Below are 24,597 nucleotides of genomic sequence, written 5' to 3'. Positions count from 1 at the left end.
ATGTTTGGTGATGATGGCGGAGGGGTACCACGCGTACCCATACCGAACACGACCGTTAAGCCCTCCAGCGCCGATGGTACTTGGACCGCAAGGTCCTGGGAGAGTAGGACGTTGCCAAGCTAAACCAAAGACACTGTAGTGAATGTAATCACTATGGTGTCTTTTTTTTGTTATTGGAGTAAAACTATCCATCTTCATATTGGCTTAATGCTCGGCAAAAGGGATAGGATTAACCTACAACCTATCTGAAGAATTACATCTAAGATCGACCACATCCGTGTGGTCAACGATGCATCAAATCATCCTGATTTGAAAAGCATCTTGACATTAAAAATGCCATTTTGTTATGATATGTAACAATACTTACGGGAAGGTATTTAATTTTAAGGAGGATTTTATAATCGTGTGGGAAACAAAGTTTGCAAAAGAAGGCTTAACCTTTGATGATGTATTGCTAATACCATCTAAATCAGAGGTTTTCGGAAAAGAAATTGATATTAAAACTAAGCTAGGGCCTATTCAGCTCAATATTCCGTTTATAAGCTCTGCTATGGACACTGTTACTGAATCTAAGTTAGCTATTGCTATCGCAAGAGAAGGCGGTATAGGGGTTATTCATAAAAATATGTCAATTGAAAAACAGGCGTTAGAGGTTGATCGGGTGAAACGTTCAGAAAGTGGAGTTATTACCAATCCATTTTCTTTAACGCCAGATCATCATGTCTATGATGCAGAAGAGTTAATGAGTAAGTATAGAATTTCTGGGGTCCCAATTGTAGATGAATCAAATAAATTAGTTGGAATCTTAACGAATCGTGATTTGAGGTTTGTTCATAATTATTCCATTAAAATTAGTGAAGTGATGACAAAAGAGGATTTAGTCACTGCACCAGTTGGTACAACACTTCAGGATGCAGAGGGTTTATTACAGAAACATAAAATAGAAAAGTTACCTCTTGTTAACGAGAATAATGTTTTAAAGGGACTTATTACGATAAAAGATATTGAGAAAGCCATTCAATTTCCTAACGCTGGGAAAGATAATCAAGGCAGATTATTGTGTGCTGCTGCTGTTGGTGTTTCAAGTGATGTGAAGGAGAGAACGGCTGCTTTAGTTGAAGCTGGAATTGACCTAATTGTAGTGGATTCCGCTCATGGTCAGCATATTAATATATTAAAAACAGTGAAAGAAATTCGCGAGAAGTATCCTGAATTACCTATTTGTGCTGGTAACGTAGCCACAAGTCAGGGAACCAAGGATTTAATCGAAGCAGGAGCTACTATGGTAAAGGTAGGTATTGGCCCAGGTTCGATCTGTACAACACGTGTAATTGCTGGGATAGGAGTACCACAAATTACAGCAGTTTATGATTGTGCCACGGTTGCTAGAGAATACAATGTACCTATTATTGCAGATGGGGGACTGAAATATTCAGGGGATATTGTAAAAGCACTTGCAGCAGGTGCTAGCGCTGTGATGATAGGTAGTTTGTTTGCTGGTACTGAAGAGAGTCCAGGAGAATCAGAAATCTTCCAGGGTAGAAGATTTAAAGTTTATCGTGGTATGGGTTCATTAGGCGCTATGAAAGAGGGAAGTAAAGATCGATACTTCCAAGAAAATGAAAGTAAACTAGTCCCTGAAGGAATTGAAGGACGTGTTGCATATAAAGGACCATTAGCAGATACGATCTATCAACTACTTGGTGGATTGCGTTCAGGTATGGGGTATTGTGGAACACCGAACATTGAGGACTTAAAAAACAATGCACAGTTTATTAAAATAACAGGGGCAGGACTAAGAGAAAGTCATCCACATGATGTACAGATTACGAAAGAAGCTCCGAATTATTCACTTTAAATATGATATAAAATTAGCCTAAAAAATAGAGAAAAATGAATCCACCATAAATTACCGTTATATTCTTATAGACAGGGCATTGTACCTGTCTTTTTTTGTGTATATCCATATGATACAATAAAAAAGATGTAGAAAAATGTCTATGGGGGAAGTGACACATTTGAAACCGTTAGTACTAAAAAAAATTGGAATTTATTTATGTTTATCCTTAATGTTAAATCTCTTTGTAATGTCTATGTTTTCAGCAAATCAAAGTTATGCAGCTGAGAGCACTCAACCACCATTAAATATTAATGCAAAATCAACCATTTTAATTGAAGCAAGTACAGGGCAAGTTTTATATCAAAATGAGTTTGCAAATGAACCTTTGCCTCCTGCAAGTATGGCAAAAATGATGACAGAATACTTAGTATTAGAAAGTATTAAAGAAGGTAGAATTCAGTGGGATGATTCAGTAACCATTTCTTCAAAAGCTGATGCAATCCCAGGATCAGGTGCATTATTAGCACAAGGACATACTTATACAGTTGAAGATTTATTTCGATACATGGCCATTTATTCTGGGAATGACGGAGCAGTAGCATTAGCTGAATTTGTTGCAGGATCAGAAGAGAATTTTGTGAATATGATGAATCAGAAAGCAAAAGAAATGGATATGTCAGACACAGCATTTTTTGCGAATGCAACAGGTCTACCCAATGAGGAATTAAAAGAATTAGCTCCTACAACGGGCAAAACTATCATATCCGCGGCGGATTTAGCCAAATTAGCAAGAAGAATTGTGTTAGATTTTCCAGAAACGTTAGAAGTTTCGAGTACTCCAACAGCATATTTAAGAAAAGGGGATAACAGTACACGCCAATTTGAAAATTGGAATTGGATGCTTGAAGGTTGGAAATCTTATAATAATAACTTTAGCAGTATTGCTTATGAAGGGTTAGACGGTTTAAAAACAGGTTCTACGACAGAGGCTGGATTTTGTTTTACAGCGACGGCTGAACGTGACGGTATTCGATTAATTAGTGTTGTCATGAATACTGAATCAAAGCCAGCCCGTTTTGAAGAAACAAGAAAGCTAATGGATTATGGTTTCAATAATTTTGAAATTAAAACGGTAGTTGCAGCAAAAAGTGAATTAGATGATATTAAAACAGTTCCTGTTAAAAAAGGGATTGAATTGGAAGTTGCGATTCAAACTGAATCCGGTTTGGAGTTAGTTGTTGAAAAAGGTGAATCCTTGGAAAATATTCAATTTGAAACCACAATACTACCTGAAGAAGATTTGATTGCACCTATTCAACAAGGTGATGTAGTAGGGACATTAAAAGTAAAATATGATAAATTATCTGAACCTGTTGAAGGTACGATTAACCTAATAGCTGCAGAAGATGTTGAGAAAGCAAGCTGGTTTAGACTTTTATTAAGAGCAATTAAAGACTTTTTTGCAGATATTTTTGAAGGAATTAAAGGAATTTTTTAAACATTAAACTAATTTAAATAAGTTGTTTTGTTGTATAATGAGGAGGCTTAAGGTAAAATTATTTTTTAGGGATTTATGTTAATTTTATTATTTATATACATTGGGAGGAAAGAATATGGAAACAGGTACATCACGTGTTAAAAGAGGTATGGCAGACATGCAAAAGGGTGGCGTCATTATGGACGTTATGAATGCAGAGCAAGCAAAAATCGCGGAAGCTGCTGGAGCATCAGCAGTTATGGCATTAGAACGAGTACCATCTGATATTCGTGCAGCTGGTGGAGTAGCTAGAATGGCGGATCCAACAGTGATGGAGGAAGTCATGAAGGTCGTTTCTATTCCAGTTATGGCAAAATCTCGTATTGGACATTTTGTTGAAGCAAAAATGTTAGAAGCAATGGGAGTAGATTATATCGATGAAAGTGAAGTACTGACTCCTGCTGATGAAGTATTCCATACTCAAAAAGATGAATTCACAGTACCATTCGTTTGTGGAGCAAGAGATTTAGGAGAAGCGCTAAGACGTATTGGAGAAGGTGCATCCATGATTCGTACAAAGGGTGAACCGGGAACAGGAAATATTGTTGAAGCCGTTCGTCATATGAGAATGATGATTTCCCAAATTCGTAAAGTTAAAAACATGTCAAAAGATGAATTGATGACAGAAGCTAAAAATTTAGGTGCTCCTTATGAGCTAATCCTAGAAGTACATGAATCAGGTAAACTTCCTGTTGTTAATTTTGCTGCAGGTGGCGTTGCAACTCCAGCTGATGCTGCTTTAATGATGCATCTTGGATCAGATGGTGTATTTGTAGGTTCAGGTATATTTAAATCTGATAATCCTGAGAAATTTGCAAAAGCAATTGTAGAAGCAACTACACATTATACAGATTATGACTTATTAGTAAAAGTATCTAAGAATCTTGGTACTCCTATGAAGGGGATCGAAATTTCAAAACTTGATAAATCTGAAAGAATGCAAGAGCGCGGTTGGTAATAAGGTTTATTTTTTCCATGTAAGAAAGAAGGGACAGCTGTGAAAATAGGTGTACTTGCTCTACAGGGAGCAGTGAAAGAACATTTGAAAATGATTGAAGATGCCGGTGCAGAAGCGATTATCATTAAATCAGCCGATCAATGCGATGAGATTGATGGGATCATCATTCCAGGTGGAGAGAGCACAACAATTGGTCGTTTAATGAAATTATATGGTTTTATTGAGAAGTTAAATGAGTTTTCTAAACAGAGGAAACCCATTTTTGGTACATGTGCCGGTATGATTTTACTTGCTAAAGAAGTTGTGGGGAAAAGTGAGAATCATATAGGTTTAATGGATATGAAGGTAGCTAGAAATGCATTTGGACGTCAAAGGGAAAGCTTTGAAGCTGACTTACCAATTACAGGTCTTGAATCACCCCTTAGAGCGGTATTTATTCGTGCTCCTTTAATTGAAGAAGTAGGATCAGAGGTTGAAGTGCTTTCTGAATATAACGGAAAAATTGTAGCTGCTAGACAGGGTCACCTATTAGCTGCTTCCTTCCATCCAGAACTTACGAATGATTGTCGTTTGCATAGCTATTTTATTAATATGGTGAAACAATTTTCCTTAGTGAAGTAACTGCCATTTGCGGAAGGAAGGATTTTTTTGTTAGATATTAAACGATTTAGAAATGATTTTGAAACAGTGGAGACTGCATTAAAACATCGTGGTCATCCATTGAATGACATAGCTAGTTTTACGGAGTTAGATATCAAACGCAGAGAATTGCTTCAGCAAGCTGAACAGTTGAAAAACCAACGCAATGTTGTTTCACAAGATGTTGCAAAAAAGAAAAAAGCCGGAGAAAATGCCGACGATCTCATCAAAGAAATGAGAGAGGTTTCTGATCAAATTAAAACGTTAGATGAAGAGTTAAGAGGAATCGAATCTCAACTAGAGCAACTCTTATTAACGTTACCCAATATTTTACATGCTTCCGTTCCAGTTGGTAAGGATGAGGATGATAATGTAGAGATTCGTAGATGGGGAGATGTTCCAACATTTGATTTTGAACCACAAGCTCATTGGGATATTGCAACCAATCTTGATATTGTAAACTTTGAAGCAGGTGCTAAAGTATCTGGTTCTAGATTTTTATTTTATAAAGGTTTAGGTGCTCGTTTAGAACGTGCTTTAATCAACTTTATGATGGATTTACACTGTACTGAGCATGGGTATGAAGAAATGTTACCTCCAATGGTTGTGAATCGTGACAGCATGGTTGGTTCTGGTCAATTACCCAAGTTTGAAGAAGATGCATTTAAGCTAGAAAATGATGAATACTTTCTGACTCCTACCGCTGAAGTACCTGTAGTGAACTTCTATAGAGAAGAGATTTTATCAGCAGATGATCTTCCTAAAAATTATGTAGCCTATAGTGCTTGTTTTAGATCTGAGGCTGGCTCAGCAGGTAGAGACACAAGAGGTTTAATTCGTTTACATCAATTTAATAAGGTTGAATTATTAAAGTTTGTTAAACCAGAGGATTCTTATGATGAGCTTGAAAAGCTAACAGAGAACGCAGAGAAGGTTTTACAGCTTCTTAAATTGCCATATCGTATTTTATCGTTATGTACAGGAGATATTGGTTTTACAGCGGCTAAAACTTACGATTTAGAAGTATGGTTGCCACAAAGTAAAATGTACCGTGAAATTTCTTCATGTAGTAACTGTGAAGATTATCAAGCCAGAAGAGCAGGTATTCGCTTTCGCAGGGATCATAAATCCAAACCAGAATTTGTTCATACATTAAATGGATCTGGTTTAGCGATCGGTAGAACAGTTGCTGCCATATTAGAGAATTATCAGCAAGCAGACGGTACTGTAAAGATTCCAGAAGTACTTCAACCATATATGAATCATGTAAGAGAAATTTCTATTAAATAAGACTTGCATTGAATAAAAGATCTGTGTTACAATACTTCTTGTGACGCAAGGAGAGGTGGTCGAGCGGCTTAAGGCACTGGTCTTGAAAACCAGCGAAGGGGGGACTCTTCCGTGGGTTCAAATCCCACCCTCTCCGCCATATAAATCACAAACATCAAGTATCTAATCGATGCTTGTTTTTTTTTGCTTTTTTTGAATAAATGATCCTCCGTTATCGCAAATTAATGAAGCGGAGGTGTAAACATGGATAATGAAGCACTAACGATCAATTCAGAACAGCTTTTACAAAATTGGCAAAGTACATTACCGACAATATTAAATAAAACAGATTCAGTGGATATTAGTTTAGATAATGCAAATTCTAATGCTTTAAACATTCATATTTCAACAGCAGGACATGCGATGTATACGTTTGATTTCCGATGTGCATACGAGGACGAAAGAAAAGTGGATGTTTCTTTAATTGATGTTGAACAAAATAATAAAGCGATTGATGAGCATAATGAAGTGATTCAAACGTTGGCAGAAGATTATGTAAGACATATCCATGAATGTGCTCAGACTTTACAATCTAAGTAGTTTATTGCGATTTTATGATCGAACTATTACTTTTACTTGTATAAAGGAGGATTTAAATGTCTAATGAACGTTTAACACCAGAGAATCCCCACCAATACACAGAGCGTAAATTAGAACAGGTACAGGATGCAAAAGGTGAGGCGTTATCTGGTTCAAAAAAAGCAAAAAACAAAAATCATTCCAGAGCCAATCACGGAGAAGGGTTTGGAGGAGTGTAATTAACAGAAAAACCTATGGATTTTTTCATAGGTTTTTTTACACTTTAAGAATATAATAAATATTTAAAACAGAGAGTTTTCTATGTTAATCAATTATAATATTTATTTACCACCAAATAACATCAAAATACACACATTTATTGGAAAATGTGATAAAATCAAGTCTAACATTCACTAAAGAAGGTGAGCAGTGATGACTGATAAAAACGTGTTAGTTGTTGATGATGAAATAGAGTTAAGAAATTTAATACAAATGTATTTAGACACTTCAAGTTTTGAAACCTTTCATGCTTCAAATGGAAAAGAAGCTTTTTTCATTCTCGAAACAGAACGTATTGATATTATAATTCTTGATGTCATGATGCCTGAAATGGATGGATTTACATTTTGTAAGAAAGTACGTGAAAAGTCTAACATCCCCATTATATTTTTAACAGCAAGAGGAGAGGAATGGGATCGTGTTCACGGTTTGAAATTAGGTGCTGATGATTACATTGTAAAACCATTTAGTCCAGGTGAATTAGTTGCTCGTATTGATGCAGTGTTACGTCGATTTAATCATGATAAACAGACTGAAGAAAAACTATTCCAACAATTCGGTTTAATACATATTGATGAGAAAGGTCGTAAAGTACGAATACATGGTGAGCCAATTCCATTAACTTTAAAGGAATTTGATTTACTCCTATTTCTTTGTAAAAATAGAGGACAAGCTCTAAGTCGTGAGCAATTGTTAGATAGTGTATGGGGCTTTGATTATATAGGTGGGGAAAGAACAGTGGATACCCATGTAAAAACGCTTAGAATCAAAATGGGAAGTTTAGGTGAATCAATTCAAACGATATGGGGAATTGGTTATAAATTAGAGGTGTAAAATGATAAAACATTTGACATTAGGACAAAAGATTTGGATTATCATTAGTCTTGCAATCATTTCAACAATTATATTTTCTTACTTATTATCAAATTACTTTTATCAAAAGTACTATGTTGAAAATTTAAGAAAAACATTAGAAGAGGAAGGTTCTAGACTTGCTACAAATTATACTGGTGGGGATATAACACCTCGATTCATGGATCAAATTCATTGGTTTAATCTCATGTTTGAACCAGAGGTCTTACTAGTTACAGATCCTCAAGAATTAGGGGTCAGATTTCCATTCGATCATGATTATGAATCTTACGTAAATGAAGCTGAAAGAGAGCAATTATTAAATGGAGAAATTGTATCCATAATAGGCTATGAATCAAAGATTGGTCATCAAATTATGGGTGTACTCGTTCCTTTATTAGATGGTAACAGGTTAAAAGGCATACTTTATTTATATAGTCCCTTAGCAAAAGTAACGGAAATGATAAGTGATATTACGAGTATTTGGATTACTTTTGCAATTTTATATATATTGTTCTTAATCATAATAGGAAGAATTGTTATTACAAAATTAACTAGACCACTTCAGAAACTAGAGAATGCGACTTTTCACATGTCGCAAGGAAACTATCTAGAGCGTGTTAAAGTCACTACAAATGATGAAATAGGCAAGCTTGGACATGCATTTAACAATATGGCGATTGCTATAGCAGAGGAGGATGATCGAAAAAAGGACTTCCTTGCAAATGTTTCTCATGAACTTCGTACGCCTCTTAGTTATGTAAAAGGTTACAGTGAGGCTATAATTGATCGTGTTGTTAAATCAAGTGAGGACGAACAAAAATATATAAAGCTGATTCATCGTGAAGCGTCACGTATGCAACGTCTTGTACAGGATTTACTCGATCTATCGAAGTTAGAGAAAAATGCGTATCCTTTATCAAAGCAACCTCTTGTATTTGCCCAATTGATTGAAGAATCTATTGCGATATATGAGCCAATATTGTTAGAAAAAGAAATTACACTTAATACTTCTATAGACCCAGAAATTATTATTGATGCAGATGAAGATCGAATCGAACAAATTATTCATAATATTATGGACAACGCAGTGAATTATACACTGAGCGGTGGGAAAATTTCTGTTGAATTACATCAACAGGGTAATAATCAATGCGAGCTTGTTATAACAGATACAGGAATAGGAATAAGTGAAGAACACTTGAGTCATTTAGGAGAACGTTTTTATCGCATTAATAAAGCACGAACAAGAAAAGATGGCGGGACGGGTTTAGGAATAGCGATCGTAAAACAAATTGTAGCTGCCCATGAGGGGAGTATTTCATTTGCAAGTAAAGAGGGGAAAGGAACTCAAGTTCATATTACGCTGCCGATTATGGAGAATTAAGAATATCTGAGTTGTACTTGTCTAGTGAACTACACACCACTTAACACCTTTGGTGTTTGAAGTGGGTTCTTCTTGGGAACTAGATACTTTTATTAGCTATCTATATTTACCAAGCTATAAGGGTAGTCCCTACCCCTAAAGAAAATACCAATTACATGGCTAGTTTTAGTAGGTTGATACGAAAATAAGGGATTACGTGAAAAAGTTTATATGCCTAAAATTGCACACCATTTGTTGAAATAGAGAAAAACTGATAATCATTCATTCCACATTATAATTTCAAAATCTTCGGGTGTAGGCTCTTCTTCTGTGTAGGCAATCCAATACATATATTGTTTGGAAAAATAATCAGCAAATTCTCTTATGTACGTTACTGCTTTAGCAGGTTCTCCTAAGACTTTAACTACTTTTACATTCGTATCTTCTTCTGGAGATATAGCATTTGGTAAAAGTATTGTTACAGATGAACCTTGATCCCTTCCAAATATCAAAGCACTCACTTCCCCAAAACCTATTGACAGGGTACGGTCATCTGGACCTGCTATCCATTCTAATTTTCCATTACTATTCTTTAAAATAACTAAATCAGGATTATGATTGTCACTATATTCATGTTTATTTTTAAAAATAACGTAAATAAAATTATCTTTAATGTCATAATCAATAATTTCTTCATTGTTTAATCCGTTTTCTGACATAACTTTGGTGATTTGTTCTTCTAATGATATACTTTCTGTGACATTCGTTTCCTGAACTTCATTCGAACACCCAAACAATATAAAAGTTAGCATAAACACGATACATATTTTTTTCAAGTTATCACCTCTCTATTATATATATTCATTATAAATCATATATCCATGTAATATCGGCAGAGGTTTATAATTTTTTTTAAAGACGTGATGGTAAAAATTGCAGATTCTATGAAATGGTTAATAAAGCCTGAAAGAATACAACACTTTTACAAGTTTGATCTTTCACAATCTAGCGTAATTGTAGAAGAAGATAGACAATAGAATGATCAAACTTTTTTATAAAAATTAAATAGTCGATCTCAAATTTAGAATCCATTTTGATCAAGCTTTTTTTCAAAATGGATTCTTTTTGCTAGCCATAGAATGTGGGTTTGCGTGAGGTTTTTGATCAAACTTTATTCAAAACCAACAATAATAAATTAGACCACACATATTAGATATATCTAATATGTGTGGTCCTTTTAATTTCAACTGCTTCACTCACCTAACCTAAATATAACTATTGGAGTGGGTTTTCCTATTCGGGGGGATCTCTCCTTTCATATAAAATTTTCTTACTTTCATCACAAACATCCCATACTTCTATCACATTTGTTCATTATCATGTTAAACAAGCTAATCATCAAGTAATTGTTTCTGAAACAAATTTATTTATAGGAGAGAGGAATTAATCATGTTAATGTTTAAAAAAGATACTAGTTTAAGGATTTGTGCGATCTATTTATTCCTTTTGATCACAATGAGCTTATTCGCTGCTACAGAGGTAAATGCAGAAGAATATGTGGAGGTAGATTATGGTACCTATCAGGTATATTTGCCTGAAGCAACAGCAGCAATAGAAACTACTCATAATAAAGATTTGAGTGGTACTAGTAGTAATAAGGATTTGAGTGATAGTAGTAGTAATGATGGTTACGTAGCACCTCATCTTGAAGTTCCTGCTCTTGAAGCAGATCAAGCATTTCCATTTGATACGTATGAAAATAGAACTATTTTCCAAGGAATAGACCCAGTGGAATATGTACCGGTTAATTTTGATATATTTACAGGAAACAATGATCATTACTATAATTCTGATTATTATGAAAATCTCTCAGGAGAATCAATAAGCGTTTTAAATACCGCATTAAATGAATATGATCCTGATATTGATACGTTCAAAGCTATTTATAATCCAGCTACACAGCAATTTATATATGAATTTCCACCAATGGATGATACTCCAGAACAGCTTACACTTTTACTAGATAAAAATTCATACTTTGCTCAGAATCTCACATTAGATGTTGAGGAATGGTGGGAGTTAGCTAGAGAAGGATATCAAGCAACAGGAGGACCAGCACATGTTAGCTTCGATAGATCTTATGGTTTATCTACGGCAGAGCAAGAACAAGCGGTTCTTACCCATGGATTCGGAGTGGAGACTGGCGTAGAATATAGATCTTCAGTTACTGAAGTAGGAGTAGAAACAGGGTGGACAGCGAGTCTTACCTTGAGTTACAATTATTCAGATTCACGATCATATGCATTTACTAGAACAGTGCAATCTAATACATCAGAGAATTTCACAGCTGATTTTGGATCGAGTTCAGGAGAAAATTCATATAAATGGGCTGTATATAATTTAGTCACACAAACAAAAGTGAATTATTCAAATGCACCTAATTTCAGCGAACTTTCTATTGCTTTTCTTCTTTTAGATGATTATGGACTTAGACCTGATATGAACTCTTATATTGTAAAAATGACGAATCAAACGTACGCTACGATGGAAGTACCTATTTTTCCAGTAGATGCATCATTAGAAGCACCTCAAAATTTAAAAGCTAAATCAGATTTTCGAAACTTAACAACAACACTTTCTTGGGATCAAGTGACAGATCCGAATGTGGAAGGTTTTCTAGTCTATAAAAATGATAGTATTGCTGGAGTTATCTTTGATCCATCAGGAACAAGTTGGATTGATGCGAATATAGAGCCTGAAAAAGCTAATATGTATTGGGTAAGATCATTTCGTAATGATAATGTATTTGATACAAGAATATTTTATAAAACGGTGTCACTCCCTAGTAATACAGTTACCGAAACGGTGTCTTTAACAGCCGCATCTTTTAGAAATATGGCAATTGGTTGTTCTATCCCTATTAATTTGTCAAATCAGCAAATTCCTGCTGGGGAAAGAAATTATTATAATATATATCTTGGAGACCCAGCTGCGGGTGGGGAATTGATGGGTCAGTTTGAAGGGGAAAGTAATTCTATAAACTTATCTCCTGAGTTATATGACTTATTAATGGAAAATTCAAATGAAGATTTCTATATTGTGCAAATAGTGCTTTACAATGGTAAATCAATTGTAGGACCAGCTACTAGTATTCCTAATAATTTTACAGTAACAGATACTGCATTTTTGTATTCAAGCACAGGATTCAACGGGGATTGTATTACAGTAAGTAAGGATCAACGATTAAGTTTAAGTGATTATAATTTTGATAACGAGTTATCTTCAATGTTAGTTCAAGGGGATGTACTTGTCCAACTTTTTCCTGACATAAACTATGGAGGGTATGCGCAAACGATTTTCACAGAGGATGACGGATATGCTTATGTTCGTGATTTTAATGATAAGATTATAGGAGCGGATACTGTATCTTCTGTAAAGGTAACAGGCCAGGAAGATGGTGCCTATATATTTTCTGGATCAGATTATACAGGTGAGTACGCACTGATCCAAAATGTAAAGTATGGTGAGTATATTGAAACTATAAGAAGTTTGAACTTACCATCATCAGGTATAGCAAACGACGATATATCATCAGTGAAAGTGAATGGTCCATATGCAGTAGTCCTATATAAGGATGCTAACTATGGAGGTTCAAACACAGTAATTAAAGAGGATTGGGGAAGTTTAGGCAGCGTTGGTGACAACCAAGCTTCATCATTAAAACTTATAAGTGGTGAAGGTGTCCATTTTTTCAGAGGCTTTAATTATTCAGGTGATCATAAAGTTTACAAGAACTGGAATTGTGGCAATATTACAATTTGTGATGGTGGATTCCCTAATGATAGATTATCATCCGTGTTAACTATTGGAAACTATGGTGTTGCATTATATCAGCACACCAATTATGAAGGTAGATTTCAAGCCATTAGACACAGAGATCCTAACTTGGGGAGTGGTACTGGAAATGTAGGGGATAATGTAACTTCATCGTTTAAAGTTTTTGGAAAAGGTGTTTATTTAATGAATGATACTAATTACGTTCCGAATGGCGGATACAAGAAAATAACATCGCCTGGAGAATATAGATCAACAGATATAATTGACTTTCAAGAAAATACACTAAGTTCAATATTTGTTGTCGGTTATAAAGCAACAGTGTACGAAGATCCTAATTTTGGCGGAAATAGTGAAGAGTTTATTGATGAAGTCGGTGGAACTCGCTACCTTCCAGATTTTAGCACCACTAGCATTGGAAATAATGCTGTAAGTTCTATCATAGTTGAAGATTTGTAATATAAGAAACTAATAAGAGGAGCAGTTTCAACTAGTGAAATGTTTATACATTCACACAGTGGACTGCTCCTCTTCATATTGGACCATTACAGTGTTATACAATTAGATTCATCCCACTCTTGGATTTTTCCATTCGGGTGATATGTAAATCTTACATTTCATCAGAAAAATAAGACAACAATCAAGTACCTCTCCTTTTATATCAAAACTTCTTACTTTCAACACAAATATCCCATACTTTTATCACATTTGTTAATTATCATGTAAAGACAATATTAAACCTTGTTATATATAAGATTTCATTAACATAAACAAAATTTCTAAGCCAAGACAAGGTTTCATTGTAATTATTATAAATTGGAGGGCGATTATGAAAATTACAACAAAAACATTCACGGCTTCAGCTTTAGCTTTTACACTTGCGACAGGTGCTTTCTTGCCGAATTATTCATTTGCAGCTGAAACAGCAACAGTTGCTGAAGTAAATACAAATGACGTTATACTTGCACCTGTAAATATGCAACAAGCAATAAAAAGTATTGCAACTAGTAAATTGATTATGGATGCATATAAAACATCTATATCAACTCAAGAATCGGTCCGATTGGACATTCTTCCTGATCTGCCTAGCTATCAACAAATAGCCAGAGAACATGCTAGTGATTATGTTAATAATCTAAGTAGCTTATTAATTGAAAGAAATCTTGATGTTAGTGCTTTTGCTACTGATTTTATTAATTATTATGATGTACTGATGGATACGTTAGATAGAGTGGATGCCGGGGACGATCAAGCAAGTCAAGATTTTCTGTCATTATTAAATATTATACAAAGAGAGATTCAACAATATCGAGATGATACTAACGATACGATGTATTCATTTCAGACATACAAAGATGATTTGCAGGATGACCATTTTAATTTCCAATATGCTGCTACAACAACGCTAAATAATTTGGAATTAGAGGATGAGAGGATCGAAATCATAATAGATCAGCTTAATGATTTAGGTGCTGAAATTAAAGAGGAAAATAGCGTGTTAACAGCAGAATATATAGAGGCTGGAGTTGTTGGATTAGAACTATCAACCATTGCACTAGAAATAGCAGCGGAAGGAGTAGGATCCTTACTTGGTCCTGTAGGCGTTAGCATAGCAATAGGAACTATTATTTATGGTGCTGTTACTGGAAATATAGCATTAGATGAAAAACAAGAAAGAATCAGAGAGTTAAATGAGGAATATGAGAATATTTGGCTCGGGTTACAGGGAACTGAAATTCAAGCTGCGGTTTTGAATGACATCCAAATGCAATTAAATAACTTCTATGATGCAAATGATGGAATTATTACTTCTACAAGAGACTTGTATGAAGAATGGGATAGTGCATATGAAGGAATTCAAAATCTTAAGGATCAATTTGATGAAAGCAACATAAGCACGGACGAAATAAGAAATCTATTGCTTGATGCAAAAGAAAGCTGGAAAAACAGTAGAGCCCAAGCAGACTATATTAATAGCCAACTTAATTTGCAAACTTCTGTAGAAACATTAGATTTAGATTCAAAATAAGTAAGGAATTATAAAAATTTAAAAAATAAAAGGAGAGAGTTAAAATGAAAATCACAAAAAAAACCATTACTGCCACTGTATTAGCATTATCCATCGCAGGGAGTTCCATACCATATAATGTGTTTGCGGAAGAAGTGGTTCCTGTTGAGGAAACTGGGGAACAAGACTCTGCATTAGTAGATGCTACCTCCCAATTCCAAAATAGAGCGCAACAGTTAATAGCCGACAAGCTTGCACTTGATATTTATGCAAATACAATATTATCACAAGGAACCATTCAACAAGTTCAATTTACGGATAGTACTGGAACACTAATTACAGTACCAATTGATGTACATCAGGCAACAGCGAAAGAGCATGCAACGTATTGGAGGGATGATCTTGAACCCCAATTAATCGATTTAAACTTGGATATAAGATCTTATGCATCCGATTTTCAAACCTATTCAGATTTAGCTATTGATTATTTAGATGGGGTGTACTCTGACGATGGGACACCTGATATTGATGATTTCAAACTTGTAATGGATGCGATTCAGTCAGATATAAATGAAAAAATAACAAATGTTGATCATACAATTGAGCAATTGACATCATTTAGTAGTGATCTCACAAGTGACTCCACGGATTTAAAAGATGATAAATCAATCCTTGATGAATTTTTAGGAGCAAATGGAGAAGATGGTTACGCAATTGAGCAGTTGAATCAAGATATTGAAAATTATGAAAGACAGCTAGACTCCCTTAGAGATGAACAATTGACTGCGACGCTGGCTGTAGCTGGAACAGGGACTGCACTACTAATTGGAGGTGCATTAGTATTAGCAGTTGCACCTGAAGCATCTCCATGGATCATAGGAGGAATGGTTGCTGGAGGAGTGTTGACAGCGACAGCAGGTACAGCAACAGCATCCATTGTATACGGGGATCAAATAAACAACGTTAGACAACAGTATAACGCTGCAATGGATGAGTTGACTGATTTGCAAAAACAAGCCGCTGGTTTTAAAATCGCCGAACAACAAGTAACTTTAATGGTAGAAAAAATTGATAGTGCTATAGCTGCGCTTAATGATGTTAAATCAACATGGGTTACGTTAGATTATGAACTCGGTGATTTAGTTAACTCCGTTAATAAAGCCGATGATAATGTAGATAGATTGGTATTATTAGCTAAAGCAGATCTTAATAATGCAAATGATAAATGGGGAGAGGTTTATAGACAAACTGATTTACTAGCTGCATTCGGAAACGCTCAAACGATTAGTGATTTTGACGAATATCAGTTTGATGAACCGACAAATTTAACAGCTAGTATAGCTGGTGGTGATGTTACTTTAAGCTGGGATAAACCTACTTTTGCTTCTGAGATCAATGGAAATCAAATAACATATGTTATTTTACTTGATGGTCAGGTGATAGAGAGCGATGTAACCAATACAAGTATTGTATTATCAGGTATTGACGCTCCATCTGGTGAACACACGTATAAAGTACGGGCATTCGATGGTGTAGTATATTCAGATACAGCTACTATAAATATAACAAATTAAATAAATGACTATCATTTATCCTGTTAATATCCTTAAACCTAAGTGTTTGACACTGATTCATCATGAAGTGAGGAGGAGAAAAAGGGTATGATGAATAAACACTATTATAACTTATTATTGTCTCTAAAGTATGGATTACTTATTGTATGGATCATATCCATTTCGTTTATATCTGCAGAAAAAATGGCTGTAGGTGTTTTATCTCTTTTATTAGCAGTAATCTATGGATTAGTTGTTATCAATCTGATTAAGAAAAACACACTAAATCGCTCCAAAACATTGATAATCTTAGTTTTGCAAACGTTAATTACCATCATTCTCCTAACATTTGGTTTATGGTCCATTTTAACAAATTTGATCTAAATAACATATGAAGAGGTGAATATCGTGTTAAGAAAATTTACTAGTGTATTATTGGTTGCTTTGTTACTTTTTAATATGGTGTTTACAGCGACTACATTTGCAGAATCTGGGGAAGCTGGTGTTTCAATAGATCCTAAACAAATGCAAGATAACGTCAATGTTCTTTCTAATATGATGCAACAATTAGAAGAATATGCGATATCCGTATTACAAGAAGGATCTATTGATGACCCATTAGGTTCAGGATCTGAATTTTCCAACCATCAACAAGCAGCGAAAGAACATGCTGAGACTTGGTTATATGATATTAACAATCAAATGTTTGAAGTAGTTAGTGATATTGTTGATTACAGCAATGATTTTGATATCATGTATAATCAGGCAAAAGGACTCATTGATCAGTTGCCTGATGATGTTAATGCTAGTCAAGAGTTAATCACACTACTATCTGATTTAAAAGGAGAAATTTCAGAGAAACTGGTAACTGTTGATCAGGTACAACCAAAATTAACAGATTTCAACAATACATTATCAGCAGATGTTTCCCTTTTTCAAGATGATTATAATGAAGCAGAATCACAAATCAGTCACGAACAAAATCAAATTGTTTTGCTGCAGAACGATATTGATGATTTAAATGCTAAAATGGAAGAACAAACTCCTGTTACAATTTGTAACTACTTTGGTTGTACTGTAACTTGGGTAGATAAATATGATAATAATCAATTGCAACAAGAGATATCAGATGATGAGGCAAAAATAAATGATGCAAATGTGAAAATAAAGTTATTGCGTAACTTTCAAAGCCAAGTGCAAAACTTAATAGACAATATCAGTACTGTTGCGAATACTCTGACACTAATAAACATTAGAGATGCATGGGAAGCCCTTGATTATAACTTTGAACTTCTTATCAATGTATTAAATAAAACTGATGTCGAAGATCAACCTATTTTATTAAGGCCACAAATGGATCAAGCGAATTCAAGGTGGCAGGATATAGAACAAATAGCCCTTGCTCTTCAGGATAGTATAATTTACAATGATCCATTAAATATATTAGCTTTTCAATCATTAGATCAGTTTAAAACAAATGAATCCTTGATTACAGCCTCGAATGAATCATTGCATGGACAACAGGTTTGGAAAGTTGAAACCTCAGAGGGTAAATATCAAGATGAAAATGTATATTACAATATAATTGAAAATCCAAAAAAGCTAGCATATACATTTAGTATATGGCTAAAAGCAGATGATGAACATACAGTAACACTGGGATTAAGAAACAATGAACAAACAGAAGGAGGACAGCAAAGTTTTACAGTCACAACGGAATGGAAAAAATATGAAGTCACAGCTCCTTTTGAGTTAGATAGTGATCATCTAGTCGTATATCTCTATCCAACAGGTTATGATGTTGAAAATCAAGGATATGTATATGCATCTGGAGTATCATTGACAAAGAAAAAACAATTGCTCGATTCACCAAATGATTTTACAAAAGGTTATTTGAGTTATTGGTATAAAGACACGATAGTAGAAAAAACGAAAGAACTTTCACCTGTTATGACATATCCAGATACTTCAGTCAATAAAATCACGCCTACTGGTTTAAATAATAAAATCTATCAAGAGACTGAAATTGACCCCGTAGGAAAAACATATAAGTTTGGAATTTGGTTAAAAGCGGATCAGCCGCACACATCAACGATAAAAGTACAAAATGCCGACTACAGTGAATCAAAAAGCATTTCAATTAATGTAACAAAAGATTGGCAATATTTTGAGGTATCAAAAGAATTTACGAACCACAGTGATAAAGTAACGGTACTTTTATGGCCAGGTGGTTATAATTACACTACTGATTCAGTATACGCTTGGGGTGCAAGTTTAGTAGGAGAGTAATATTTACACAAAGACTTGCAACAAAAAGATGATGAGTAATTGGGAAGTCGTAAGTCTGAATAGGACACGTTCATTAGGAATAGGGTAACCATGAAAGAGGTTACCCTATTCTATTTAATATATGTAATTAAAATTATTGTGAAGCTAAATCTGAATTTTCACTCATTGTTTCTATTGATTTAAAATCATTTTGAAGCTTATCTAATGCCTCATCGTTAATAACAACATATGGACTTTGCCAACTTCCATCAAATGGTACTGTGCTAATGGAGTCACTTGATATACCATAAAAATCCTTTACAAGCATTAACATTTTTGTTTTATTCATATCTGTTTTAAAATTTTCTGTAACAATATCTAATAACTCAAAAACTTGATTGATATTTTCCCAGCTTGCTATTTTATCTAACGTTGCTTGAATGACTTCCTGTTGTCTTCTGTTCCGATCAAAATCGCTGGAATAAAAAGCTTCCCCCCGATTATCTTGACGAAATCTTGCAAAGTTAAGTGCATTTTGACCATTTAATACTTGTTGTCCTTGACTTAGATGAATACTTGTATTATCTACGGAGTCGTCATATTGCATTTCACGATCTACATAAATATTTATCCCGCCTACTGCATCTACTAAAGAAACAACCGTTTGGAAATTAACCAAAAATGAATAATCAATTTCAATGTCTAGTAAAGACTCCACTTCATCTCTTAACACAACCATTCCTGAACTTATGTATTCCTCTGGAAGTTTGACATGATTCACAGTAATTCTTTCTCCAGATAAAATGGATGGGTCTTTTTGACTATTAATATAAGTATGTTGGTATCCATCGCTAAAAGTGGAATTAATTTTAACATACTCAGGGTTGTAATCTCTATATGAAGTAAGTTTTAAAAGTTGACCATCAAATTTAACTCTTGTATCTCTTGGTATTGAAACCAGTTTCACTGATTTATTTTGTGGAATAATATGGGCAACAATAATGGAATCTGTATTTAACGTAAAGGGATCTATACGAAAATCAATTCCTATTAGAAGTGCATAGAAATCCTCTGGTTTTTCTTTTTCTTCTTCTTTATTTGACGTAGTTGTTGTAATTGTGGACTCATTTGTTGGTTCAATAATTTCATTAAATTCTGGAACAGCAATTTCAGTATCATTTAAACTTGTATTCACCCTATACAAAATACTTATAAAAACAACTAAAAAAATACTAACACCTATGAGTAGACTCTTTTTTACCATGTAAACACCTCATTAGTTATACGACAATAAGTATGAAAAAGTTGCATGATATGACAATTTATTTTTTTATTTTAAATATGATAAGAAATGTGAAACCTGGAATAAAAATATGGGTATAAATATATATTGATTTTATGGCTTATATTGTTTTATGATTAGGAAGGTTTTTATTAAAAGGGGGAGAAATTGGATGAAAAGAAAAATATTTTTAATTGCAACAACTGTATTACTTATGTTTACAGTCGTTTTAAGTGGATGCGGAGAGAAACCAGGTCCAAAGGACTTGTTAAAAGAAGCAAGTGAAAAATCATTAGAAATGAAATCCTATTCTTTTGACGGTCATATGAATTTAAGCTTAAACATACCGGATGAAGCTATGGCAGCAGCACCAGAAATGGCGATGTTTGCAGGTATGTTTCAAAATATCAATTTGAACATGACGGGAGTTTACCAACAAGATCCAATGAAAATGGAAATGGTGATGGATTTAGAAATGCCCGGAGATATGAGTTTTAATATGAGCCTACCGATGGTAATGGAAGAGGAAAGAATGTTAATTAAAATTCCTTCTATTCCATTTGTGCCTTTGCCACAAGAAGTAACAGGTAAGTTTATTGAAATTGATTATAATGAGTTAGCTGAAATGTCAGAAGGAGAAGTAGCACCATTTAATTACGGAGATCTTCAAAAACAAAATGAACTTATCATGGAAATGTCTCAAATTATGTTTAAACATTTTGATGAGGAAGAATATTTTACTTTAGTTGAAGATGCTGAGCTTCCAGAAGGTACCGACGTAAAAAAAGCAGTTGAAATTAAAATCACTGATGAGAAATTTGAAAAAGCAGTGGTAACATTTATGGACGATGCGCTTCCTGAGTTATTAGAATTGTTAGCTGATCCTAAATGGGCTGAAGTTACACAGATAGAATCAGCAGATTTAGAACAGTTCAAAGAAGAAATGGAAAATGGCAAAAGTGAAGTGATGGCATTTCTAGAAGATGAACAAAACACTTTAAAAGTGAACGATCTTACATTCTTAAATGGAATCAATGGTGACAACTACATTTCTTACCAAGGTGTAAAAATGGATGTAGATGCTATCACTGAAGGACAGACAATTAATGTTGTAGTTGATTTATCAATGGCTATGGATCAAATTAATGAAAATCCTGAATTTACAGTTGAAGTGTCCAGTGAGAATATCATTAAATTACAAGAGTTAGAGGAAATTATGAATTCTGCATATGGAGCATTTGAAGCAACTCCTGAACCAGGTGAATTCGATATAGAAGGTCTTGAAGATTTAGGTCTTACAGAAGAAGAAATCGAAGCTCTTATAGAAGAATCTACGTCTAACTAATAAAAAGAATAAATAAAAAATTCCCATTGGATGATTAAATTCAATGGGAATTTTTATACCAAGTCTAAAATATGTAAATTAATGTAATGACGAGAATAATAATTTTTATTTAATCTACATGCCAAACTATCCAAATGCAGTTCTTTCAATCACATAATGTTTGAACTTATCTTAAAGGATAAATTATCGAAATAGCCCAAGATTATAATGTTTTTATCTACTTAATCATATAAAAACTATTCGTGAATTTATATTTGTATTAAAAAACATAATCATATTCGAATAAGCAATAAAAATAATAAATGTGAAATTCTTTTTACAATTTTATGAAAAATATGGTAAAATAGACATGTATAATAGTTGGTTTATATATGGGCGGTGGGCTACAACCCTGAAAGGGGGTGAGGCCAAATGGAGATTTTCAATCTTTTGATCAGTATTGGAAGGTTAATTATCTCATTTCTTGAATTCCGCAGAAAACGGAAAAAGAGACCGCCCTCATGCCAATAGGTTGCGGTCTATTCGTTCAATATCGTTATCCTACCGCCTTGTTTAGACGGCTATTGTACTTCCAACCGCGGGTGCTGTAACACCTGCGGTTTTTTCTTTTTTCTCAACTTTCTTTATTATACTTTTTCAAGAAAAAAATGTAAATGGGTATATATCAAATATTTTGTGTTTTTTTTATGAAAATACAACCTGTTTCATTCACACAATATCATCATATGATAATAAGCTTGTATTTATTATATTATTTACATAAGCTATATGTAATAAACGTAATTACAAATTCTCCTCACGTAGTTCACTAAGATAGTAATACAAAATACATTATGATAAGATCAGAATGGTGATAAATATGAGCATACAAAATAAGGTTACAAGCATAGAAATAGAAGGTACAAAACAAATAATCATTACAATTAAACCTGAATTTAGTGCTATTGGATTACAGGAGTTTAAATCAGCAGACCCTGAGGGAAAACTTATCAAATGGTTGGATCAAGGAATAGGGCTTATTCAATTGAGTATAGGTTTTAACAGGTTGATAGAACACTTTCGTTTTCAAAAGCCGATTTATATTCAACATATTTCTCCAATACATACTGAGGTAGAGTTAACACAAACAGAAGAGGATTTACAAGTTATACTTAAACATGTGAATCAAATATCCTCTCTATTGGATAAAAATAAAAGCTTTTCTGTTCAAACACGTTTTATTGATCCTTCAATGGAACGACCTTATAAAAGGTTTGAAGTGAACAAAGTCGTTTCGACAACGGTTCAAGAAATGGGTTATACATTACATATTCAAAAACCTGAGCAGATCATTTCCATCGCATTTTATGAATCACAAGTTTATATAGGAATTTCAACAGCTGAAGCAAATTTAAGTGATTGGTCAGGAGGACAACATCGTTTTGCACAAGAAGAAGGCCAAATATCTAGAGCTGAATTTAAGTTGCTTGAAGCGATGGATGTATTTGATATTCAACTCCCTGAGAATTGTGTAGCACTTGATTTGGGAGCGGCACCAGGGGGATGGACACGGATATTATTGCAGTATAATGCTATGGTATATGCTGTAGATCCAGCTAATCTTGATCGATCTCTGAAAAATCATAAGAAAGTAAAACATTTTAAAGAAACGGCGCAAGTCTTTTTCACTCGCATTGAAAGCACTAAGTTTGATGTAGTCGTAAATGACATGAAAATGGACACCATAGAGTCTGTAGAATTAATGGGAGAAGCCAAAAAACTATTAAAATCAAATAGCTTGATGATTTTGACACTAAAATTGCCAAAAAAAAATATGAAAAAAAGGGTGGATCAAGCTATATTTACGTTAGAAAAATGGTTTGAAATTCGAGGTGTAAAACAATTATTTCATAATCGTTCTGAAGTTACTGTATATATGAAAAATAAATCATAACAATGGAGGAGGATGAGTGATGAATTATAGGAAGTTGGGTAAAACGGGACTAGATGTTTCTGAAGTAGGTTACGGAGCTTGGGGAATTAGTAATTTTATGTGGATTGGTGCAAATGATGATGACTCTCTAAAGGCATTACATAAGTCCATTGATTTAGGTTTAAACTTCATTGATACGGCATTAGGATATGGGGAAGGGCATAGTGAAAGACTAATTGGTCAAGTGGTTAGGGAAAGATCTGAGACTGTTTATGTTGCTTCTAAGATACCACCTAAAAATATGATGTGGCCATCAAGGGGAAGTGCAGAGGAAGCTTTTCCAAGTGAACACATTATCGAATGTACGGAACAAAGTTTGAAAAATTTAGGATTGGAAACGTTAGATGTTCAACAATTCCATGTATGGTCAGATGAGTGGGTGAATCAAGGGGACTGGTTGGAAGGTGTTCGTAAGCTAAAAGAACAAGGAAAGATTAAAAATTTTGGTGTATCTATCAATGACCATCAACCAGAAAATGCAATTAAGTTAATTGAGTCTGGATTAGTGGATACGATTCAAGTTATATTTAACGTTTTTGAGCAAAAACCTTTAGAGAAACTATTCCCTGCTTGTGAAAAACACAATGTTGGCGTTATTGTTCGTGTACCGCTCGACGAAGGGGGTTTAACAGGAAAAATTACACCTGAGTCTACTTTTGCAGAAGATGACTTTAGAAATAACTACTTCCAAGGAGACCGTAAACGTCAAGTATTTGAAAAAGTTCAAAACATGGCTGCAGATTTAAATGTAACGATTGAGGATATTCCTCAAATTGCGTTGCGATTTATTTTAAGTCAATCTGCCGTATCTACAATGATTCCTGGTATGCGATCGTTAAGAAATGTAGAGAAAAATTGTGTACTCTCAGAATTAGGACCATTATCAAGTGAGCAATTAAACATTTTGAAAAAGTATAAATGGGATAAAAACTTTTGGGCAAGCTAATTGATTATTAGCAAAATAAAAAACTGGTTTCCGATATAAGGAATCCAGTTTTTTAATATTTGTCGTTAAT

19 protein-coding genes, 1 tRNA gene and 1 rRNA gene are annotated in these 24,597 nt (G+C 34.1%); 19 read left to right on the top strand and 2 right to left on the bottom strand.

The window, feature by feature from the left end:
- The first annotated feature begins 3 nt into the window (after nucleotides 1–3).
- From rrf to EPK97_RS19230, 11 genes are all read left to right on the top strand, one after another.
- Nucleotides 4–120 (top strand): 5S ribosomal RNA (gene rrf / locus EPK97_RS19280).
- A 283-nt stretch (nucleotides 121–403) separates the two neighbouring features.
- Complete coding sequence (guaB, locus tag EPK97_RS19275) at nucleotides 404–1,858, top strand: IMP dehydrogenase (protein ID WP_162038267.1); 1,455 nt, start codon at nucleotides 404–406, stop codon at nucleotides 1,856–1,858.
- Between the two features lie 160 nt (nucleotides 1,859–2,018).
- A complete protein-coding gene (locus EPK97_RS19270; RefSeq protein ID WP_240903891.1) occupies nucleotides 2,019–3,338 on the top strand; it encodes a D-alanyl-D-alanine carboxypeptidase family protein in 1,320 nt (439 codons plus the stop codon).
- Between the two features lie 115 nt (nucleotides 3,339–3,453).
- On the top strand, nucleotides 3,454–4,335 hold the full coding sequence (pdxS, locus tag EPK97_RS19265) for a pyridoxal 5'-phosphate synthase lyase subunit PdxS (RefSeq protein WP_162038266.1): 882 nt from the start codon (nucleotides 3,454–3,456) through the stop codon (nucleotides 4,333–4,335).
- Between the two features lie 39 nt (nucleotides 4,336–4,374).
- Entirely contained in the window at nucleotides 4,375–4,956 is a 582-nt protein-coding gene (gene pdxT, locus EPK97_RS19260; protein ID WP_162038265.1) for a pyridoxal 5'-phosphate synthase glutaminase subunit PdxT, read from the top strand.
- Nucleotides 4,957–4,983: 27 nt separating this feature from the next.
- Nucleotides 4,984–6,264: a serine--tRNA ligase gene (serS, locus tag EPK97_RS19255; protein ID WP_162038264.1), complete on the top strand. Its 1,281-nt coding sequence runs from the start codon at nucleotides 4,984–4,986 to the stop codon at nucleotides 6,262–6,264.
- 49 nt (nucleotides 6,265–6,313) lie between these two features.
- Nucleotides 6,314–6,403: transfer RNA gene (locus EPK97_RS19250), tRNA-Ser, on the top strand.
- 104 nt (nucleotides 6,404–6,507) lie between these two features.
- On the top strand, nucleotides 6,508–6,843 hold the full coding sequence (locus EPK97_RS19245) for a hypothetical protein (RefSeq protein WP_162038263.1): 336 nt from the start codon (nucleotides 6,508–6,510) through the stop codon (nucleotides 6,841–6,843).
- A gap of 56 nt (nucleotides 6,844–6,899) precedes the next feature.
- A complete protein-coding gene (locus EPK97_RS19240) occupies nucleotides 6,900–7,061 on the top strand; it encodes a small acid-soluble spore protein P (RefSeq protein ID WP_162038262.1) in 162 nt (53 codons plus the stop codon).
- Between the two features lie 193 nt (nucleotides 7,062–7,254).
- Nucleotides 7,255–7,935: a response regulator transcription factor gene (locus EPK97_RS19235; protein WP_162038261.1), complete on the top strand. Its 681-nt coding sequence runs from the start codon at nucleotides 7,255–7,257 to the stop codon at nucleotides 7,933–7,935.
- A 1-nt stretch (nucleotide 7,936) separates the two neighbouring features.
- The gene (locus EPK97_RS19230) at nucleotides 7,937–9,340 is read left to right on the top strand and encodes a sensor histidine kinase (protein WP_162038260.1); all 1,404 of its coding nucleotides are present in this window, start codon (nucleotides 7,937–7,939) and stop codon (nucleotides 9,338–9,340) included.
- 257 nt (nucleotides 9,341–9,597) lie between these two features.
- Here the strand turns inward: EPK97_RS19230 and EPK97_RS19225 are convergent, their stop codons facing one another.
- On the bottom strand, nucleotides 9,598–10,155 hold the full coding sequence (locus tag EPK97_RS19225; RefSeq protein ID WP_162038259.1) for a hypothetical protein: 558 nt from the start codon (nucleotides 10,153–10,155) through the stop codon (nucleotides 9,598–9,600).
- 613 nt (nucleotides 10,156–10,768) lie between these two features.
- On the opposite strand from EPK97_RS19225, the gene EPK97_RS19220 reads away from it, so the two are divergent.
- The 5 genes from EPK97_RS19220 (at nucleotide 10,769) to EPK97_RS19200 (ending at nucleotide 19,003) form a co-directional block, all read left to right on the top strand.
- Nucleotides 10,769–13,612 (top strand): peptidase inhibitor family I36 protein, encoded by a 2,844-nt coding sequence (locus EPK97_RS19220; protein WP_162038258.1) that lies wholly within the window; start codon nucleotides 10,769–10,771, stop codon nucleotides 13,610–13,612.
- Between the two features lie 370 nt (nucleotides 13,613–13,982).
- The gene (locus tag EPK97_RS19215; protein WP_162038257.1) at nucleotides 13,983–15,182 is read left to right on the top strand and encodes an HBL/NHE enterotoxin family protein; all 1,200 of its coding nucleotides are present in this window, start codon (nucleotides 13,983–13,985) and stop codon (nucleotides 15,180–15,182) included.
- Between the two features lie 44 nt (nucleotides 15,183–15,226).
- Complete coding sequence (locus EPK97_RS19210; protein WP_162038256.1) at nucleotides 15,227–16,735, top strand: HBL/NHE enterotoxin family protein; 1,509 nt, start codon at nucleotides 15,227–15,229, stop codon at nucleotides 16,733–16,735.
- A gap of 87 nt (nucleotides 16,736–16,822) precedes the next feature.
- Nucleotides 16,823–17,098: a hypothetical protein gene (locus tag EPK97_RS19205; protein ID WP_162038255.1), complete on the top strand. Its 276-nt coding sequence runs from the start codon at nucleotides 16,823–16,825 to the stop codon at nucleotides 17,096–17,098.
- 24 nt (nucleotides 17,099–17,122) lie between these two features.
- Nucleotides 17,123–19,003 (top strand): HBL/NHE enterotoxin family protein, encoded by a 1,881-nt coding sequence (locus tag EPK97_RS19200; RefSeq protein WP_162038254.1) that lies wholly within the window; start codon nucleotides 17,123–17,125, stop codon nucleotides 19,001–19,003.
- A 133-nt stretch (nucleotides 19,004–19,136) separates the two neighbouring features.
- Here the strand turns inward: EPK97_RS19200 and EPK97_RS19195 are convergent, their stop codons facing one another.
- Nucleotides 19,137–20,246 (bottom strand): LCP family protein, encoded by a 1,110-nt coding sequence (locus tag EPK97_RS19195; protein WP_162038253.1) that lies wholly within the window; start codon nucleotides 20,244–20,246, stop codon nucleotides 19,137–19,139.
- 190 nt (nucleotides 20,247–20,436) lie between these two features.
- On the opposite strand from EPK97_RS19195, the gene EPK97_RS19190 reads away from it, so the two are divergent.
- From EPK97_RS19190 to EPK97_RS19180, 3 genes are all read left to right on the top strand, one after another.
- Nucleotides 20,437–21,609: a hypothetical protein gene (locus EPK97_RS19190; RefSeq protein WP_162038252.1), complete on the top strand. Its 1,173-nt coding sequence runs from the start codon at nucleotides 20,437–20,439 to the stop codon at nucleotides 21,607–21,609.
- Nucleotides 21,610–22,468: 859 nt separating this feature from the next.
- The gene (locus EPK97_RS19185) at nucleotides 22,469–23,542 is read left to right on the top strand and encodes an SAM-dependent methyltransferase (protein ID WP_162038251.1); all 1,074 of its coding nucleotides are present in this window, start codon (nucleotides 22,469–22,471) and stop codon (nucleotides 23,540–23,542) included.
- 19 nt (nucleotides 23,543–23,561) lie between these two features.
- Entirely contained in the window at nucleotides 23,562–24,527 is a 966-nt protein-coding gene (locus EPK97_RS19180) for an aldo/keto reductase (RefSeq protein ID WP_162038250.1), read from the top strand.
- Nucleotides 24,528–24,597: the final 70 nt, after the last annotated feature.

This window comes from Chengkuizengella sediminis, assembly GCF_010078385.1.
Lineage (GTDB): Bacteria > Bacillota > Bacilli > Paenibacillales > KCTC-33759 > Chengkuizengella > Chengkuizengella sediminis.
Note: the sequence above shows the minus strand (reverse complement) of the source record. Positions and strands in the feature narration are given on the sequence as shown.